We start from the raw sequence: 19,016 nt of genomic DNA, 5'->3' as shown, positions 1-19,016 counted from the left end.
ATCAGAGACCCAGCTTGCGCGACAGATCAATCATCGCCTGCACTGATTTGCGCGCCTTTACGGCAATGTCTTCAGCGACCTCGACCTGACCCTCCATCGTGTGCAGGGCATAGAGGATCTTCTCCAGCGTGATCTTTTTCATGTACGGGCACATGTTGCAGGGTCCGACGAAATCGACCTCGGGCAGTGCGTCGGCGATGTTCGACGCCATCGAGCATTCGGTGATCAGCATCGCCTTTTCAGGCTTTTCGTCCTGTACATACTTAAGGATACCGCTGGTCGAGCCGGCATAGTCGGCCTCGGCCACCACCTCGGGCGTGCATTCGGGATGCGCGATCAGCCGCGTGCCCGGGTTCCATTCGCGAAAATCGCGCAGGTCCTGTGCCGTGTATTGTTCGTGCACGATGCAGGAGCCGGGCCAGTAAACCACGTTCTTGTCGCTTTTGTTCGCCACGTTCTGTGCCAGATACTGGTCTGGCGTCATGATCACTGTGTCGCTGTCCATCGCGTTGACGATCTGGACCGCGTTGGACGAGGTGCAGCAGATGTCCGAGGCCGCTTTGACCTCGGCCGTGGTGTTCACGTAGGACACAACCGGCGCGCCCGGGTATTTCGCGCGCATCTCGTCGATTCCATCGGCGGTGATTGATTCCGCCAGCGAACATCCTGCGGCCATGTCAGGCATCAGCACGGTCTTTTGCGGGCTCAGGATTTTCGACGTTTCGGCCATGAAATGCACGCCGGCCTGAACAATGACATCGGCCTCCACATCGCTGGCTTTCATCGCCAGTTGGAGGCTGTCGCCGACAAAATCCGAGACACCGTGATAGATTTCCGGCGTCATGTAATTGTGCCCAAGGATCACGGCGTTACGCTCTTTCTTGAGCGCATTGATTGCCCGAACGTAAGGCGCGTAGACCGCCCAGTCCGGTGGGCTGACCACGCGGTCCATTCGGGCGTAAACATCCTGCATCTCGTTGGCTAGCGTGGCCGAGGGCGCAAGGTCGTACTGATCCGCAAGTGCGGAACGAACGTTAGAAAGATCGAGCAACGGTCTAGCTACCTTTTCAGCTATCGTTTGTCAGGCGGGCTGCTTGAGGACGAAGGCCTAGCCGATACATTTCCTTAATAAAACCGGAAAATTTGGCGTTAGCGCTAAGAAACGCAGGCAACTCCGCTGAAAACCGAAAAAGGGCGTGCCGGACTACCCAAGGATACCCGGCAGTCGCAGCCCGTGTTCGCGCGCGCAGTCCTTGGCGATGTCATAGCCCGCATCCGCGTGCCGCCATACGCCCGAGGCGGGATCGTTCCACAACACCCGCTCCAGCCGTTTGGCCGCTTCATCGGTCCCGTCGGCGCAGATCACCACGCCCGCGTGCTGGCTGAAACCCATCCCGACCCCGCCGCCATGATGCAGCGAAACCCATGTCGCGCCCGACGCTGTGTTGACCAGCGCGTTCAAAAGCGGCCAGTCGGATACCGCGTCCGAGCCGTCCTTCATCGCCTCGGTCTCGCGGTTGGGTGAGGCGACCGAGCCGCTGTCCAGATGGTCACGCCCGATCACGACAGGGGCTTTCAACTCGCCCGTGCGGACCATTTCGTTGAAAGCCAGACCCGCGCGGTGGCGATCCCCCAGCCCGATCCAGCAGATGCGGGCGGGCAGGCCCTGGAACGCGATGCGCTCCTGCGCCATGTCGAGCCAGTTGTGCAGATGGGTGTTCTCGGGGAACAGTTCCTTCATCTTGGCGTCGGTTTTGTAGATATCCTCGGGGTCGCCCGACAGGGCGCACCAGCGGAACGGGCCGATGCCGCGGCAGAACAGCGGGCGGATATAGGCAGGTACGAAGCCGGGGAAGGCAAAGGCGTTTTCCAGCCCTTCATCCTGCGCCACCTGCCGGATGTTGTTGCCGTAGTCCAGCGTCGGCACGCCCGCGTTCCAGAAATCGACCATCGCGGCCACATGCTGCTTCATCGAGGCGCGCGCCGCTTTTTCCACCGCTTTCGGGTCGCTTTCGCGCTTGTCTTTCCACTGCGCCATCGTCCAGCCCAGTGGCAGATAGCCGTTCACCGGATCATGGGCGCTGGTCTGGTCGGTGACGATATCGGGGCGCATCCCGCCCGCTTGCATGCGGCGGTAGATCTCGGGGAAAATCTCGGCGGCGTTGCCCAGCAGGCCGACCGATTTTGCCTCGCCCGCTTTGGTCCAGCGGTCGATCATCGCCAGCGCCTCGTCCAGCGTTTCGGCCTTTTCATCCAGGTATTTGGTGCGCAGGCGGAAGTCGATGCTGTCGGGGTTGCATTCGACGGCCAGACAGCAGGCCCCGGCAAAAACAGCGGCCAGAGGCTGCGCGCCGCCCATGCCGCCCAGTCCGCCGGTCAGAATCCACCTGCCGGTCAGGTCGCCGTCATAATGCTGACGCCCGGCCTCGGCGAAGGTCTCATAGGTGCCCTGAACGATGCCCTGCGTGCCGATGTAAATCCACGAGCCAGCGGTCATCTGGCCGTACATCATCAGACCCTTCTTATCGAGCTCGTTGAAGTGATCCCAGTTGGCCCAGTGCGGCACAAGGTTCGAGTTCGCGATCAGCACCCGGGGCGCATCCGTATGCGTCCGCACGATGGCGACCGGCTTTCCGGATTGCACCACAAGCGTTTCATCCTCTTCCAGATCCTTGAGGCTGGCGACGATGGTGTCGAAATCGTTCCATGTGCGCGCCGCACGACCGATGCCGCCATAGACCACAAGTTCATGCGGGTTTTCGGCCACATCCGGGTGCAGGTTGTTCATCAGCATCCGCAAGGGGGCTTCGGTCATCCAGCTTTTGGTGTTCAGTTTGGGGCCGGTGGGCGGATAGATATCGCGGGTGTTCTTGCGGGGGTCGGTCATTGCGGCCTCCATTTGCTCAGCGTTTCGAGAATGGTTTTGAGGTGCGAGCGCAGGCGATCGGCCTTGCGTTGATCATAGGCCCATGGCGTGGCCTCTGCGCTCAGATATGTGGATTGCGCCAGTTCCATCTGGATCGCGTGGACTCCTTCGGCGGGTCGGCCATAGTGACGCGTGGTCCAGCCGCCTTTGAACCGACCGTCGAGCACTGTGGCATAACCCGCTGCCGCCTCGCAGATATCCAGTACAGGTTTTGTGATGTCAGCATCGCATGTCGTGCCCTGATTGGTGCCGATGTTGAAGTCCGGCAGGACGCCATCGAACAGGAACGGGATATGGCTGCGGATCGAGTGGCAATCATAGAGAACCGCAAAGCCGTGCAGCGCTTTGACCCGGTCCAACTCGGCCTCAAGGGCCGCATGATACGGTGCGTGGAAGATCGCGCGGCGGTCCGCAATCTCGGCTTCGGATGGTGGTTGGTTCCAGATTCCCTGCCCATCAAAATCGGTCAACGGCACCAGTGTTGTGGTGTTCTGACCGGGATAGAGCGACACGCCGGACGGATCGCGATTGGCGTCGATTACATAGCGATGGAAAGTGGCGCGCACCGTCGTGGTTCCGGGCAGCAACCCATCGTAAAGCGTATGGATATGCCAGTCGGTATCGTCCAGACCTCTGCCGCGCTCGTTCAGCTTCGCTTCGATCTCGGGCGGAACAAAAGTGCCGGTGTGGGGTAAGCCCAGCACAATGGGGCTGTCGCCCTGTGTGACTTCGACCGGGGCGATCACGTGCCCAGCTCCGGCATTGTGATGCCTGCACAATGGGCGATTTCACCGCTGGCAATCAGGGTCGAGGCGGCCTCGATATCCGGCGCGGTATAGCGGTCGTCGCCCAAGGGCGGCACGATCGCGCGCAACCTGGCCATCACGCCTTGAAGGGCTTCGCTGGTCGGTAGTGGCGCGCGGAACTCGACCCCTTGGGTGGCACAGAGCAGTTCCACGCCCAGAATACGTTCCAGGTTTGTCACCATTTGCCCCAGACGGCGCGCGCCATGGGCGGCCATCGACACGTGATCCTCCTGATTGGCTGAGGTCGGCGTGCTGTCGGTCACGCAGGGATTGGCCAGATGCTTGTTTTCGCTCATCAAGGCTGCCGTGGTGACTTCGGCGATCATCAAGCCCGAGTTCAACCCCGGATTGGGGGTCAGGAACGGCGGCAGATCGAAGCTGAGCACCGGGTCGACGATTAGCGCGATACGGCGCTGCGCGATAGCCCCGATCTCGGCGACTGCCAGCGCGATCATGTCAGCGGCAAATCCCACCGGTTCTGCGTGGAAGTTTCCACCCGAAACGATCAGACCGGCTTCGGTCAGGACCAGAGGGTTATCGGTGGCCGCGTTCGCCTCAATCTCAAGCGTTGTGGCCGCCTGGCGCAGGACATCCATCGCCGCGCCCACGACTTGTGGCTGGCAGCGTATGCAATACGGATCCTGCACGCGGGTATCGCCATCACGGTGACTTTCACGGATAACCGAGCCCGCCAGCAGGGCGCGCATGGCGACCCCGGCCTCGATCTGCCCGCGATGGCCGCGCAGGGTGTGAATCTCGGGCTGTAAAGGCGCGGTCGACCCCATGATGGCGTCCGTGGTCAGCGCCGATGTCACCAGTGCGCTTTGCGCCGCTTGCCACGCGCCGAACAGGCCCGCCAATGCAAATGCGGTGGAAAACTGGGTGCCGTTGATCAGCGCCAGCCCCCCTTTCGGGCCCAGTTCGACCGGTTGCAGGCCCGCCGCCTCCAGGGCTTTGCCGCCGGGCATCACATCGCCGCCAAATTCGGCCTCGCCCTCGCCCATCATGACGGCGGCCATATGTGACAACGGCGCCAGATCGCCTGAGGCCCCGACCGAGCCCTGCGCTGGGATCACCGGCGTGACGCCCTTGGCCAGCATGGCTTCCAGTAGGTCGACCAACTCCAGCCGGACGCCGGATGCGCCGCGGCCAAGGCTTAGTAGTTTCAACGCCATCATCAGACGGGCATGCGCGCGCGGGATCGCAGGCCCGACGCCGCAGCAATGGCTGAGGATCAGGTTGCGCTGCAAGGTCGCGGTATCTTCGGCCGCGATCTTGACGCTCGCCAGCTTGCCGAAGCCGGTGTTGACGCCATAAACCGCCAAATCCCCCGCCGCTGCATCGGCAATCCGCGCATGGGCCGCTTCAATGGCAGGACGACAGGCCAGATCCAGACGTACCGCGCTTTCTTCCCGATAGACCTGTTCCAATTGCTTCAAAGACACCGCACCGGGCGTGAGGGTCAGGGTCGTCAATTCGCACCTCCGAAAAAGCGAGTGTGAAGCGGGTTGAAGCCGACGCGATAGGCAAGCTCGGCCGGGTGCTGCACATCCCAGACCGCCAGATCGGCGCGCAGATCGGCGGCGATCTGGCCACAATCGCTCAGACCCAATGCGCGGGCCGCATGGGTGGTGACACCCTGCAGCGCCTCTTCCGGCGTCATGCGGAACAGGGTGCAGCCCATGTTCATAGTCAAAAGCAACGAGGTCATGGGCGCAGAGCCCGGATTGCAATCCGTCGCCAGCGCCATCGGCACGCCGTGCTGACGCAGCAGGTCGATCGGCGGGGATTGCGTCTCGCGCAGGGTATAGAACGCGCCGGGCAGGATGACGCCGACGGTTCCCGCAGCGGCCATGGCCTGCACGCCCTCTTCATCCAGATATTCGATGTGATCCGCCGATAGCGCGCCATAGCTGGCGGCCATCTTCGCACCGCGAAGGTTCGAAAGTTGCTCGGCATGCAGTTTGACTGGCACACCAAGCTCTTGCGCCACATCGAACAAAGGCACCAGTTGGTCAGGCAGAAAGGCGATGCCCTCGCTGAATGCATCGACCGCGTCCACCAGCCCCAGTTCATGTGCCGCGCGCAGGGTCGGGATGCACACCTCGGCGATATAGGCGTCGGGGCGGTCTTTGTAAGTGTCGGGGATCGCATGCGCGCCCAGGAAACTGGTCACAACCCGAACGGGGCGATGATCCGGCAACGCGCGCGCCGCGCGCAGCATGTTCAATTCGGTCTCGCGATCCAGACCGTAGCCGGATTTGACTTCGATGACCGAAACGCCCTCGGCCAGCATGGCGTCCACACGCGGCAGCGCCTGTGCGATCAGGTCGGCAACACCGGCCTCGCGCGTGGCTTTCACGGTCGAAATAATGCCACCCCCAGCGCGGGCTACTTCCTCGTATGAGGCACCGTTCAAGCGCATCTCAAACTCTACCGCGCGGTGGCCACCATGCACCACATGGGTGTGGCAGTCGATCAGCGCGGGCGTCACAAGGCGGCCATCCAGATCGGTGGTGGGTAGGGAAGCGTAATCGGCGGGCAGTTCAGCCCGTTTCCCGACCCATGCTATTCGTCCGTCTGCGACTACAATCGCCGCGTCTTCGATCAGCCCGTATTTCTCAGGCCCTTCTGCCATCGTGGCAGCCTGCAAATTGAGTAGCACTTGATCGCGGGCTTGCATTCGAATCCCTCTTCCCGAATTTCGCTCTTTTCTAGTACAGTCCAATCTGTATTATGTCTATGCATTATTTTGGAGTCCCATATGACCACCATATTCGCACAGCGCGCCCTTCTTGAGACCGGATGGACAGAAAACCTGCGGCTTGAGATCAGGGATGGCCGGATTGCCTATCTTTCGCCAAACGCCGCGCCGCAGGCAGGCGACGCCCGTGTGGATACCCTGTTGCCTGCGCTGGCGAACCTGCACAGCCATGCCTTTCAGCGCGCGATGGCCGGGATGACCGAATACCGTCTGGCCGGGCGCGACAGTTTCTGGACATGGCGCGACTTGATGTATCGATTCACTGCGCACCTGACGCCTGAGCAGGTTCAGGCCATCGCCGCGCTGGTCTATCTTGAGATGCAAGAGGCCGGGTATGCCTCGGTCGGAGAATTTCACTATCTGCATCATCAGCCGAATGGGCAGCCCTATGACCGCCTGTCCGAAATGTCCGACCGGATCATGGCCGCCGCGGCAGAGACAGGGATTGGCCTGACACACCTGCCGGTGCTCTATTCCTATGCGGGGGTTGGCGAGCAACCGCTGGAGGCGGGCCAGCGGCGTTTCGGCAATGACGTGGACCGCTTCTGCGATCTGGTCGAGCAGGCGCGCGGCCCGTTAGGTGACCTGCCCGGAGATTACCGCGTTGGCATCGCACCTCACTCCCTGAGGGCCACCTGCCCACGTGATTTGGCGCAGGTGGTGGCCGCGCAGGGTGCGGGTCCGATCCATATCCACATCGCCGAACAGCCCAAGGAAGTAGCCGAGGTCCAAGCTGGGTTGGGCGCGCGTCCGGTTGAATGGCTGCTGGACAACGCTGAAGTCGATGCAAGCTGGTGCCTGATCCATGCCACCCACATGACCGAGGCGGAAACCCGTGCGATGGCTGCCAGCGGTGCTGTCGCCGGGCTCTGCCCGATTACCGAGGCCAATCTGGGCGATGGCCCTTTCAACGGCGCGGTGTATCTGGAGGCCGGAGGCGCGTTTGGCGTGGGCTCGGACTCCAACGTCCTGATCTCGCTGACCGAGGAACTGCGCGCCCTGGAATACTCCCAACGCCTCCGCGACTTGTCGCGGAACGTGCTGGTGGTCGGCGAAGGTTCGGTCGGCCAGACCCTCTATCGTGGGGCGGCTGAGGGCGGGGCGCAGGCTTTGGCTCGTCAGGCCGGGAAGATCGCCGAAGGCATGCTGGCCGATCTGGTTGCTATCGACAGCCAGACGCCAGCTCTGTGTGGGCTCAACGCGCCGCAACTTCTGGACGGGCTCGTTTTTGCCGCCAAAGACAGTGTGGTGACGGATGTCTGGTCAGCGGGCCGCCATCAAGTGCAAAACGGGTGCCACGTTGCTCGGGACCGGATCGTTGCCAATTACCGTCAGGCGATGGCAGACCTTATACCGCTGCTTTGACCCAGCCCAGTTGCAATCAAATTAAACGCAGACATAATAAAAATATGACCGAAGCAAATAGGGGCGATCAGTGAACGACCAAAAACCCATCGGGTTTCAGGATATCCGGGATGAGGTTCTGAACCGCATCCAGACCCGCATCTGGCCGCAGGGCAGTTTGCTGCCGACCGAACTGGAGCTTGCGGCTGAATTCGGCTGTGCCCGTGCAACGGTTAACCGGGCGCTGCGCGAGTTGGCCGAACAGGGCATCGTGACCCGCAAACGCAAGGGCGGCACACGCGTTGTCACAACTCCGGTCAAACAGGCCAAGCTGCCGATTGCGGTCGTCCGTCAGACTATCGAGGAGATGAATGCCCAATACCGTTACGCTCTGGTCGGGCGCGCCCTGATGGATTGCCCTGCATGGTTGCAGGCCAAACTGGGCCTGCAGGAGGGCACAAATATCCTGCATCTGCAGTGCATGCACCACGCCGACAACCGCCCGTTCCAGTTCGAGGAACGCTGGATCAACGTGCCCGCAGTTCCGCATGTAGTGGAGGAGGATTTTCTGACCGTCGGTCCGAATGAATGGCTGCTGGCGGAAGTGCCCTTCTCCAACGCCGAAATCGCGTTTTCTGCCGTACCAGCGGCAGGTCAGTTGCAGGAATTCCTGTCGGTCCCGCCGGGAACTCCGCTGTTTCAGATGGAACGCACCACGTGGTTTCAGGAACGCCCCGTTACCTTCGTCAGAATGACCTATCACCAAGGCTATCAGATGCGCACCACGTACTAAGGGTCTCAGACCCCGTAGCGCGCCATGAACATATCCACAGCATGCTGTGCGACCTGGTCTATCTCGGCCTGACTGAACTCGCTTTGAATGCCAAAAGCGGCCCGGGTCCAGACCCGGACCTTGCACAGTTCCGAGAACTGTTCGGCCGCAAACTGGATATCGTCGATCTTCAACTCGCCCCTGGCGACCACCTTTTCCAGATAACTGGCCATGTGGCACTGACCGTTCCGCGGACCAGCCTCATAAAACGCGCGCCCAAGCTCGGGAAAGCGATCCCGCTCGGCAACGCAGACCCTAAAGACCTGCTGCGCGAAATCCGAGATCAGAAACGCCGTAAGCTGCCGGGCGGTAATCATCAATACCTCACGCACAGGTTTGGTCTCATCCACCATCGAGATGACCTGATCCGCCATGCGATTGCACTCGGTCTGCGCGACTTCGACAAACAACAGGCGCTTGTCGGGAAAGTAGCTGTACAGTGTGGCCTTCGAGACACCGGCAGCGCGGGCGATGTCGTCCACGCTTGCCCCTTCGAACCCATCCGCCATGAAAACCTCTCGGGCTCCGCGCAAGACCTGATCGAATTTCCGGCCAGTGCGCAGGATGGTGGCGGTTTGGGTCATGTCGTCTCCTGAGGGGTTGCGTTGGGCAAGGGTATAAACCGTTCAGTTCAGATACAACGATTCGCAGGGCTTTCAAAACAACCGATGGCGCAGAGGCCGTGTTTGTCGCACCGCTTGCCGCGCCCGAAAACCATGCTAGGACAGTGCGCATGGTCGAGATTTTCTTACGCACCCTGCCCTTCTTCGCAATCATCGGCCTTGGCTACTGGGCCGGTCGCACGCGGTTCTTCACCGCCGAGGCGACGGCCTATCTGACCAAGTTCGTCTTCTATTTCGCCCTGTCCGCAATGCTGTTTCGGTTTGCGGCAACCCTGCCCTTTGCGGATATCTTCAATGGACGGCTGATCCTGGGCTATCTGGCCGGAACGCTGGCGGTCTACGCGCTGGCCACCGGCGTCGCCTGGCTGCGCGGGCTCGACATCCCGACCGCTGCGGTCGAGGCCCAATGTGCAGCGATCGGCAATGTCGGCTTTCTGGGTCTGCCGATGCTCGCACTGCTGCTCACCGAAGCGGCCATCGGACCGGTGATGCTGGTTCTGGCGGTGGATCTGGTGGTCTTCTCATCCGTCATTGTGATCCTGATCAACGGCGGGCGGGACGGAAAACTGACACCTGCAACATTTCGGCTGATCGGTCTGGGGTTGTTGAAAAACCCGATGATCGTGTCGATCTCCGCAGGGCTGATCTGGTCGGCGCTGCAAGTACCGGTTCCGGGCCCGCTGAATGACTTCCTGACCATTCTGGGTGGGGCAGCAACGCCCGGAGCCTTGTTCGCGATTGGCGCCTCGCTGGCCGGAAAATCCGCTGAGCGACTGCAGGTCGCAGCGTGGCTGAGCTTTTGCAAACTGGTCGTCCACCCCGCCTGTGTTGCCATCGCTTTGATCTGGCTGGTCCCCATCGACCCTTTTTCGGCAACGGTCGCAATTGCTGCCGCTGCCCTGCCAGTCGCGGGCAATGTCTATATGCTGGCCGCCCACTATGGGGTCGCTCCCCACCGAGCATCTGCGGCGATACTCCTGTCAACAATGATAAGCATTTTGACCGTCCCACTGGTGATCGCCTGGGTTACAACCCCCTGATCTTCACCTTTTTTGAAAAATACTCTCGCCGAAGGCAGCCACACTTTACGTGCGGCTTTCCGGGCGTTAGCCATGGCGCAAACCCAATGTAAGGACAAAGCCAGATGGAAACTCTTTCAGAAAATGCCTGTTTCGGCGGTGTTCAGGGCGTATACCGTCATGCCTCTTCGGCTTGCCAATGCGACATGACCTTCGGCCTGTTCCTGCCGGCCGAGGCCAAGGACGGCCCCGTTCCCATCTTGTGGTATCTGTCCGGCCTGACCTGCACCCATGAAAACGCAATGACCAAGGCGGGCGCTCAGGCCTGGGCGGCAGAGCAAGGCATTGCGGTTGTGTTCCCCGACACCTCGCCGCGCGGCGAAGGCGTGGCCGATCACGAGGATTACGATCTGGGTCAGGGTGCTGGGTTCTACGTGAACGCAACACAAACCCCATGGGCCCCGCATTTCAACATGTGGGATTATGTGGCCGAAGAACTGCCCGCCCTGCTGGGTGAAAACTTTGCCATCGACATGGACCGTCAGGCGATCACCGGCCATTCGATGGGCGGCCATGGCGCGCTGACGCTGGCGATGAACCTGCCGGGTCGGTTCCGGTCGGTCTCGGCCTTTGCGCCGATCTCGAACCCGACCGGGGCAGATTGGGGGCGCAAGCAACTCAGCGCTTATCTCGGGGATGATGAGACCCTGTGGGCCAAACACGACGCCTCGCTGATGATGAAGGAACAGGGTTTCGACGGCCCAATCCTGATCGACACCGGTGCTAGCGACCAGTTCATCGACCTGCTGCGCCCCGAGGCGTTGGCGCAGGCGATTGCCGAACGTCGCCAGCAGGCGATCTTCCGTTTGCAGCCCGGCTATGATCATTCGTATTTCTTTGTGTCGACCTTCATGGAAGACCACATCACCTTCCACGCCGAAGCGCTTTACGGGGACTGAGGCATGAGCAAATACGACTATGACCTGATCATCATCGGGTCCGGCCCGTCGGGGCGCTCGGCGGCGATACAGGCGGGCAAGTTGAAACGGCGGGTATTGGTGGTCGACCGGCATGACCGTTTCGGCGGCGTCTCGGTGCATACCGGCACCATCCCGTCCAAGACCCTGCGGGAAACCGTGCTGAACCTGTCGGGCTGGCGCGAGCGCAGCTTTTATGGCCGCTCGTATAGGGTCAAGGACCAGATCCGCGCCGAGGACCTCAAGGCGCGTCTGCACATGACGCTTGATCATGAGGTCGACGTGCTGGAGCATCAGTTCAACCGCAACCATGTGGAAACTCTAAACGGGCTGGCCCGCTTCATCGGTCCGCACGAGATCGAGGTGGCCACCGACGCGGGCGAGACCACGCGCCTGACCGCCGCCAAATTCCTGATTGCCACGGGCACCAAGACGTACCGCCCGGATTACGTGCCGTTCAACGGCGAGACCGTTGTGGATGGCGACGACTTTCTGGAAATGGCCGAAATTCCCCGGTCGCTCTGTGTTATCGGCGCGGGCGTGATTGGTGTGGAATACGCCACAATGTTCTCGGCGCTCGACGTGCGGGTGACGCTGATCGAGCCGCGGGATACGTTCCTCGACTTCATCGACAGCCGCCTGATCCACGACTTCACCCACCAGATCCGCGAAAACGGCGTTGATCTGCGCTTGGGCTCGGCGGTGGAAAAGATCGAGGATGCGGGCGAGCATGTTGAAATCACCCTCGAAAACGGCCGCCATGTCCGGGCCGAGATGCTTTTGTTCGCTGCCGGGCGGATGGGCGCAACCTCGGCGCTAAATCTGGGTTCGGTTGGGCTGGAAACCGACCATCGCAACCGGATCAAGGTGGATCGCAAGACCTATCAGACATCGGTGCCCCATATCTATGCGACCGGGGATGTGATCGGCCACCCTTCGCTGGCCTCGACCTCGCTACAGCAGGGCCGTGTGGCCGCCTGCCACGCGCTCGACACGCCGACCCTGCCGGAAAGCCCGTGGTATCCCTATGGCATCTATTCTGTGCCAGAGATTTCAACCTGCGGCATGTCCGAAGAGGAATTGCAGGAACGCGGCATCCCATACGAGGTCGGCGTCGCCCGGTTCCGTGAAACCTCGCGCGGGCATATCATGGGGCTGGAACATGGCATGCTGAAAATGCTGTTCTCGCTGAAAACCCGCCGCGTGTTGGGGGTTCAGATCGTCGGCGAAGGCGCGACCGAACTGATTCATATTGCGCAGGCGGTTCTGAACCTGAAAGGCACGGTGGACTACTTCGTGCAGAACACGTTCAACTACCCGACGCTGGCCGAGGCCTACAAGATCGCCGGTCTCGATGCCTTCAACCGCATGCCCATCCCGGACGAGTTCAAGGTGCGCAAGGCACCCGGGAAAAAAGAGGCCAAGAAGGCGTGACCACGCTCTATGTCGACGGCGATGCCTGCCCCGTCAAGGCCGAGGCCGAACGGGTCGCGACCCGGCACAAGGTACCGATGGCGCTGGTGTCGAATGGCGGGCTACGACCCTCGGCCAACCCGCTGGTGCAGGTTGTCATCGTGGCAGAAGGCGCGGATGAGGCGGATAAATGGATAGCCAAGCGCTGCGGTCGGGGCGACGTGGTGATCACCTCTGACATCCCGTTGGCGGCGAAATGTGTCGAGGCCGGTGCGCGCGTCCTGCGCCCGAATGGCGAGGCTTTCACAGCAGCCAATATCGGCCAGCAACTGGCGATGCGCGATCTGATGGCCGACCTGCGTGCCGCCAATCCGCTGGGCGCGGGCGGTGGCGGCAAACCGTTCAGCAAGGCAGACCGGTCCCGGTTTCTGGATGCGCTGGAACGGGAGTTGCGCGCAGCGCTGCGGGGTTGATGCTATCTGACTCTCAGGGCTGTCCACGAATGCCCCGTTTACATCCGGGGTTTTAGAACGCACCTTGCGGTGGAAATCGGACCGCGCGTCTGGACACACGGAGAGTGCTTTATGAATGTCGAAGGCAAACACTACCGATCCATCTGGTGCGACACCGCGGCCGGAGAGGTTCGGATCATTGATCAACGCTGGCTGCCGCACGACTTTCGCATCGCAACGCTGAAAACGTTAGACGAGTTCGCCACCGCAATCCGCGACATGTGGGTCCGGGGCGCACCACTGATCGGCGCGACCGCCGCGTTCGGGATCGCCGAGCAGATGTCGCGCGACGCCTCGGATGCCTCGTTTGAGGCGGCGTATGAGGTGCTGAATGCAACCCGCCCGACGGCAATCAACCTTCGCTGGGCGCTGGATCGGTGCCGGGCGGCGTTGATGCCTCTGGCCCCGGGTGACCGGGGCGATCAGGCTTGGAAACTGGCGCAGGAGATCGCGGATGAAGATGTCGAGATCAACGCCTCAATCGGTCGCCACGGGCTGGACCTGATCAAAAGCATCGCCGCCCGCAAACCCGCAGGCGAACCTGTGCGGCTACTGACCCACTGCAACGCGGGCTGGCTGGCGACGGTGGATTGGGGAACCGCCACAAGCCCGATGTACCACGCGCATGAGGCCGGTATTCCGGTCCATGTCTGGGTGGACGAAACCCGGCCCCGCAATCAGGGGGCGCTGACCTCGTGGGAGTTGGGGGAACACGGCATTCCCCACCGCTATATCGTCGACAACGCAGGCGGGCATCTGATGCAGCACGGGCTGGTGGATGCGGTCATCACCGGCACTGACAGAACCACGGCACAGGGTGATGTGTGCAACAAGATCGGCACCTACCTCAAGGCGCTGGCCGCGCATGACAATGGCGTTCCGTTTTACGTGGCCCTGCCCTCGCCTTCCATCGACTGGACGGTTCGCGACGGGGTGGCGGAAATCCCGATTGAGGAGCGGGATCACACCGAAGTCTCGCACGTGATGGGGATTGATGATCACGGTGCCATAGCCGATGTCCGCGTGACCCCCGACGGAACCGAAGGCGGCAATCCTGCCTTTGATGTGACGCCGAACCGGCTGGTCACTGGGCTGATCACCGAGCGCGGCGTGTGTGATGCGTCGGCCGAGGGGTTGGCTGCTCTGTTTCCGGACCGGGCCGGTTAACCCTTTGTTCACCCGCCGCGACGAAAGTCCGGTCTGGCGGAAAATGCCTGCATCCCATGGCGAAGAATTTGCTGAGAAAACACGATGATTGAAAACTGGTACAAGGCAGATGAGGCCCGCCAATGGCGCGCTCAGGCGGGCGACAATCCCGCCGATCAGGAACTGGGCGAGCGCGTCTATTCCTCGCGGCTGATCGGGCAGAACCCGGATCTGTTGATGCATGGCGGCGGCAATACCTCGGTCAAGTTAGAACGCCCTGATCTGTTCGGCGCACCGCAACGGGTGCTGCACGTCAAGGGGTCGGGTTGGGATCTGGACAGTATTCAGGCTCCGGGCCTGCCGGGCGTCTGGCTGGACCCGCTACTGAAACTGCGCGCGCTGGATCGGCTCACGGATTTCGAGATGGTCAACGTACAGCGCGCCAACCTGCTGGATTCGGGCTCGCCCAACCCTTCGGTCGAGACACTTCTGCACGCTTTCCTGCCGCATAAATACGTCGATCACACCCACGCGACGCCGTTTCTGGTTCTGGCAAACCTGCCCAATGCCGAGGAGGTCTGCCGTGAGATTTTCGGCGACCGGCTGGGCATCGTGCCCTACATCATGCCCGGTTTCGGTCTGGCCAAAAAGGCCGCTGAGGTGTTCGACGAAAACCCGAATGTCGAGGGGCTTTTGCTGCTGAAGCACGGGCATTTCACCTTCGGTGAAACTGCGCAGGAAAGCTACGACAAGATCGTGTCGCATACCAACGAAGTCGCGGCCTATTTTGGCATGGACACAGTGACGCCCATTGGCCAGCGCGAACCTGCCGCAAACCTTGACGTGCTGCCCGCGCTACGGGGCGTCATCGCTGAGGTCTCGGCGGGCCGGGACGATCCCATGCCGGTGTTCGATCTTCGAAACGGGCCAGAGGTCATGAATTTCTTCGGGCGACCTGATATCGAAGACTTGTCCAGTCGCGGCATGGCCTCACCCGACCATGTGCTGCGCACCAAGGGCAGCCCGCTTGTCCTGCGTGCATCCGACCTGACCGGCGGGCGGGCACAACTGAAAGCCAGGGTCGAGGAATTTGCCAAGGCATATCGCGCCTATTTCAACCGGCAAGCGCCGCAGGCGGACGAGCCCAAGACCCTTTTGCCTGCCGACCCCAAACACGCGTGGATCGAAGGCGTCGGGGTGATCGGTATCGGTGCCAATGCCAAAGCGGCCTCGGCTGCGGCGGATCTGGCCGAACAAAACCTGCGGGTGCGCGCCGTGGGTGAGGATGCAGGTGGATTTTACCCCATCAGCGAAAAAGACCGGTTCGATTGCGAATACTGGTCGCTGGAACAGGCAAAGCTTGGCAAATCCGCACCGCCGCCCCTGCAGGGCAAGGTCGTCATGGTGACAGGCGGGGCTGGAGCGATTGGTCTAGCGACTGCGCGGGCCTTTGCCGCGTCGGGTGCGAACATCGTGCTGGTCGATCGGGACGAAGCGGCGCTGTCCGAGGCGCAAAAGGCGCTCGGAAACTGGCATTCCACTTTTGCTTGTGACGTGACCGAAGACGGCGCGGCTGAGGCGGCAATGAATGCGACAATCCACCGTTTTGGCGGGTTGGATATTCTGGTGTCCAACGCCGGATCGGCGACCTCGGGCGCGGTACTGGACCTTGACGACGCTGCGTTTCGCGCTGCGTTTGAGTTGAATTTCTTTGCTCACAAAGCCTTTGCCTCCGCTGCTACCCGAGTAATGCAGGCGCAGGGGCGCGGTGGACAGATTCTGTTCAACATCTCAAAGCAAGCTATCAACCCGGGCCGGAACATGGGCGCATATGGAACGCCCAAGGCGGCCACGATGTTCCTGCTGCGTCAATTGACGCTCGAACTTGCAGGGGACGGTATCCGGGTGAACGGGGTGAACGCCGACCGCATCCGCTCGGGCCTGTTGACCGATGGGTTCATTCAGGAACGCGCCGCGGCGCGTGGTGTCACCGAGGAAACCTATATGGCGGGCAACCTGCTGGGCCGAGAGGTCGAGGCCACCCATGTTGCCGACGCCTTTGTGGCGCTGACGTTGATGGAGCGTACAACTGGCCATGTTGTAACCGTTGACGGGGGAAATACCGAAGCGGAACTTCGCTGAACAAAGTGCGCGGGCTGTCTCAGGCGGCGACGGCGGTTCGGTTCTCGCGGATCGGCAGGTGAACAATGGCGCTGAACGCGCCAATCGCCACTCCGATCCACCAGACGAACGTGTAGTCGCCAAACTGGTCATACATGCGCCCGCCCAGCCAGATACCCAGGAAGCTGCCGACTTGATGGCTCAGGAAGATGATGCCGTAGAGCGTTCCCATGTAGCGCAGGCCGTAGAGATGCGCGACCAGACCGGATGTCAGCGGGATAGTCGCCAGCCACAGGGACCCCATCACCAGCGAAAAGGCGATCACTGAAAGCGGGGTGATTGGGAACATGATGAACAGCGCCGCTGCCAAGGTTCGCCCAGTATAAACAGCCGCCAGAAGGTACTTCTTGGGAAAGTGATTTCCTGCCCAACCGGCCAGCAGCGTGCCGCCGATATTGGCCAGCCCGATGAGAGAGATCGAAACCGCTCCAAGGGCTGAAGTTGTGGTGATGCCGATGGAATGCAACACGCCGCCAGGCTGAATCGGCCCGCACATCTCGGTCACGAAGGCCGGGAAATGCGCTGTTACAAATCCGAGTTGATAGCCGCAACTGAAAAAGCCCAGAAATATCAGCGCGTAGGATGGATCACGAAACGCTTTGCCCAGAATTTGGCTCATGCTTTCTTCCAGCTCGGCTTTGTATATGGCCTGCGGCGCGCGCATAAAGGGCAGCGTCAGCACCAGCGCCAGGATCGCGATTGCGAAGATGATGAACACCAGCTGCCAAGGCAGGAACGACAGTAGCCACTCAGCGGTGGGCGCGCCCAGCACCTGTCCAAAGCTGCCCGCCGCCGTCACGATAGCCAGCGACATCGACCGGTTCTGATCAGACGACGCGCGACCGACCACGGCCAGTACCACGCCGAACCCGGTTCCAGCGATACCGAAGCCGACGAGCCAGGCGTACATCTGGTGCCCGAACGGGGTGACGGACCAGGCCGTCAGAACCATACCGGCTGCATAGGTCAGCGCACCCAGAATGATCGCCTTGCGGTCGCCGACCTTCTCGGCAATCGCGGCAAAGATCGGCTGCCCGATCCCCCAGGCCAGATTCTGGATCGCAATTGCCATCGAGAAATCGGAGCGCAGCCATCCAAATTCGTCCGCAATCGGAATCTGGAACACGCCGAACGAGGCGCGCACAGCGAAGCTGACCGTGACGATAACACATCCGACGATCAGGATCGGGTTCAGCAAGCGGTCGTATTGCGGCATGGGGACCTCAGGGGATTTCGTCCGCCAGACGGTAATGTTTTGGAACCGGGCGTCAATTCAGCAGTTTTGCGGTCACGGATAACGAATTTTGAAGTATCGGCAAAAATGCCCGCTTTTCATGGCGCAAGCCGGAAGGTAAGCCTCGGACCTATGACCGATCTGATTTCGCTTTACGAGGCCCGCATCGCCGAGGGCACCCTGACCCGGGATGATGCGCAAGAGGCCGTTCTGCCGCATTTCGAGCGTATCCGGGCCGCATTGGCCCAGCCGGTCAAACGCGGGCTGTTTCGCAAAGCGCCGCCTGCGCCCAAGGGGTTGTATCTGTGGGGCGGTGTTGGGCGTGGCAAATCCATGTTGATGGATATGTTCGTGGACACGCTGGCAGATACCCCGGCGCGACGCGTTCATTTCCATGCGTTCATGCAGGAAATCCATGCAGGCATGCATAAGGCCCGTCAGGACGGGGTCGAGGATGCGCTGGCCCCGGTGGCGCAGGAGGTGGTGAAGTCTGTCCGCCTGCTGGCTTTTGACGAGATGCAGATCACCGACATCACCGACGCCATGATCGTCGGGCGGTTGTTCGACATGCTGCATGAAGGCGGGGTGGTGGTTGTGACGACGTCAAACCGTCACCCTGATGATCTGTATAAGGACGGGCTGAACCGGCAGTTGTTCCTGCCATTCATCGCCCATATCAAGGAACAGTTGCAGGTCTGGGAACTGATTTCACCCACCGATTACCGGCAGAACAGGTTAAAGGGAGCCCCGGTCTATTTCACGCCAATCGGGCCCGAAGCGCGGCAGAGCCTCCGCTCGGTCTGGAGCGATCTGGCAGGTGGTCCGGCGGGCCCGCTGATCCTGCAGGTCAAGGGACGTGCGGTTGAGCTGCCCGCGTTCCGCAACGGGATTGCGCGCGCTTCATTCTATGATCTGTGCGGCCGCATGTTGGGACCGGCGGACTATCTGGCCATTGCCGAAGAAGTCAAAGTGCTTGTGCTTGAGGACATTCCCCGTCTTTCGCGCAACAACTTCAATGAGGCTAAGCGCTTTGTGACCCTGATCGATGCGCTTTACGAGGGTAAAGTGCGCCTGATCTGTTCTGCCGCTGCTGAGCCCGAGATGTTGTATGTCGAGGGTGAGGGAACCTTTGAGTTCGAACGCACTGCCTCGCGCCTGCGAGAGATGCAGGATCAGGATTGGGGGAAATAGGGGGCTCTGCCCCCGCCGCGCTTTGCGCGTCTCCCCCGGGATATTTTC

Annotated in this window: 16 protein-coding genes; 9 read left to right on the top strand and 7 right to left on the bottom strand. The window is 61.3% G+C overall.

Going from position 1 to position 19,016, the window contains the following annotated elements; genetic code table 11:
• Window position 1: 1 nt before the first annotated feature.
• The 5 genes from nadA to hutI form a co-directional block, all read right to left on the bottom strand.
• Window positions 2-1,051: a quinolinate synthase NadA gene (gene nadA, locus ACR0JN_RS11790; protein ID WP_480885808.1), complete on the bottom strand. Its 1,050-nt coding sequence runs from the start codon at window positions 1,049-1,051 to the stop codon at window positions 2-4.
• 153 nt (window positions 1,052-1,204) lie between these two features.
• Complete coding sequence (gene hutU, locus ACR0JN_RS11785; protein WP_480885807.1) at window positions 1,205-2,887, bottom strand: urocanate hydratase; 1,683 nt, start codon at window positions 2,885-2,887, stop codon at window positions 1,205-1,207.
• Window positions 2,884-3,669, bottom strand: coding sequence for an N-formylglutamate deformylase (hutG, locus tag ACR0JN_RS11780; protein ID WP_480885974.1), 786 nt, complete (start codon window positions 3,667-3,669; stop codon window positions 2,884-2,886). Before hutG ends, hutU begins: the two co-directional genes overlap by 4 nt.
• Window positions 3,669-5,207, bottom strand: a complete 1,539-nt coding sequence (gene hutH, locus ACR0JN_RS11775; protein ID WP_480885805.1) for a histidine ammonia-lyase — start codon at window positions 5,205-5,207, stop codon at window positions 3,669-3,671. Before hutH ends, hutG begins: the two co-directional genes overlap by 1 nt.
• Complete coding sequence (gene hutI, locus ACR0JN_RS11770; protein ID WP_480885804.1) at window positions 5,204-6,370, bottom strand: imidazolonepropionase; 1,167 nt, start codon at window positions 6,368-6,370, stop codon at window positions 5,204-5,206. Before hutI ends, hutH begins: the two co-directional genes overlap by 4 nt.
• A gap of 126 nt (window positions 6,371-6,496) precedes the next feature.
• Between hutI and ACR0JN_RS11765 the strand changes: the two genes are divergently transcribed.
• Window positions 6,497-7,861, top strand: coding sequence for a formimidoylglutamate deiminase (locus ACR0JN_RS11765; RefSeq protein WP_480885803.1), 1,365 nt, complete (start codon window positions 6,497-6,499; stop codon window positions 7,859-7,861).
• A gap of 70 nt (window positions 7,862-7,931) precedes the next feature.
• Window positions 7,932-8,633, top strand: coding sequence for a GntR family transcriptional regulator (locus ACR0JN_RS11760; protein WP_480885801.1), 702 nt, complete (start codon window positions 7,932-7,934; stop codon window positions 8,631-8,633).
• Window positions 8,634-8,638: 5 nt separating this feature from the next.
• On the opposite strand, the gene ACR0JN_RS11755 is transcribed toward ACR0JN_RS11760, so the two are convergent.
• The gene (locus ACR0JN_RS11755; RefSeq protein WP_480885799.1) at window positions 8,639-9,256 is read right to left on the bottom strand and encodes a TetR/AcrR family transcriptional regulator; all 618 of its coding nucleotides are present in this window, start codon (window positions 9,254-9,256) and stop codon (window positions 8,639-8,641) included.
• 149 nt (window positions 9,257-9,405) lie between these two features.
• Between ACR0JN_RS11755 and ACR0JN_RS11750 the strand changes: the two genes are divergently transcribed.
• The 6 genes from ACR0JN_RS11750 to ACR0JN_RS11725 all read left to right on the top strand — a co-directional run bounded on the left by ACR0JN_RS11750 (window position 9,406) and on the right by ACR0JN_RS11725 (window position 16,504).
• Window positions 9,406-10,335, top strand: a complete 930-nt coding sequence (locus tag ACR0JN_RS11750; protein ID WP_480885798.1) for an AEC family transporter — start codon at window positions 9,406-9,408, stop codon at window positions 10,333-10,335.
• 104 nt (window positions 10,336-10,439) lie between these two features.
• Window positions 10,440-11,273, top strand: coding sequence for an S-formylglutathione hydrolase (gene fghA, locus ACR0JN_RS11745; RefSeq protein ID WP_480885796.1), 834 nt, complete (start codon window positions 10,440-10,442; stop codon window positions 11,271-11,273).
• Window positions 11,274-11,276: 3 nt separating this feature from the next.
• Window positions 11,277-12,725 (top strand): Si-specific NAD(P)(+) transhydrogenase, encoded by a 1,449-nt coding sequence (gene sthA / locus ACR0JN_RS11740; RefSeq protein WP_480885795.1) that lies wholly within the window; start codon window positions 11,277-11,279, stop codon window positions 12,723-12,725.
• Window positions 12,722-13,177 carry a YaiI/YqxD family protein gene (locus tag ACR0JN_RS11735; protein ID WP_480885793.1) on the top strand — a complete coding sequence of 152 codons (456 nt, stop codon included), beginning with the start codon at window positions 12,722-12,724 and terminating at the stop codon, window positions 13,175-13,177. The genes sthA and ACR0JN_RS11735 overlap by 4 nt, the downstream gene beginning before the upstream one ends.
• 111 nt (window positions 13,178-13,288) lie before the next feature.
• The gene (mtnA, locus tag ACR0JN_RS11730) at window positions 13,289-14,383 is read left to right on the top strand and encodes an S-methyl-5-thioribose-1-phosphate isomerase (protein ID WP_480885791.1); all 1,095 of its coding nucleotides are present in this window, start codon (window positions 13,289-13,291) and stop codon (window positions 14,381-14,383) included.
• Window positions 14,384-14,467: 84 nt separating this feature from the next.
• On the top strand, window positions 14,468-16,504 hold the full coding sequence (locus tag ACR0JN_RS11725) for a bifunctional aldolase/short-chain dehydrogenase (protein ID WP_480885789.1): 2,037 nt from the start codon (window positions 14,468-14,470) through the stop codon (window positions 16,502-16,504).
• A gap of 19 nt (window positions 16,505-16,523) precedes the next feature.
• Here ACR0JN_RS11725 and ACR0JN_RS11720 read toward each other — a convergent pair whose 3' ends face one another.
• Window positions 16,524-17,759 (bottom strand): MFS transporter, encoded by a 1,236-nt coding sequence (locus ACR0JN_RS11720; protein WP_480816115.1) that lies wholly within the window; start codon window positions 17,757-17,759, stop codon window positions 16,524-16,526.
• Window positions 17,760-17,909: 150 nt separating this feature from the next.
• Between ACR0JN_RS11720 and zapE the strand changes: the two genes are divergently transcribed.
• Window positions 17,910-18,968: a cell division protein ZapE gene (gene zapE / locus ACR0JN_RS11715; protein ID WP_480885787.1), complete on the top strand. Its 1,059-nt coding sequence runs from the start codon at window positions 17,910-17,912 to the stop codon at window positions 18,966-18,968.
• Window positions 18,969-19,016: the final 48 nt, after the last annotated feature.

Source organism: Ruegeria sp. G12 (assembly GCF_056533565.1).
The sequence above is the reverse complement of the archived record's forward strand: the minus strand, read 5'-3'. Positions and strand labels throughout refer to the sequence as shown.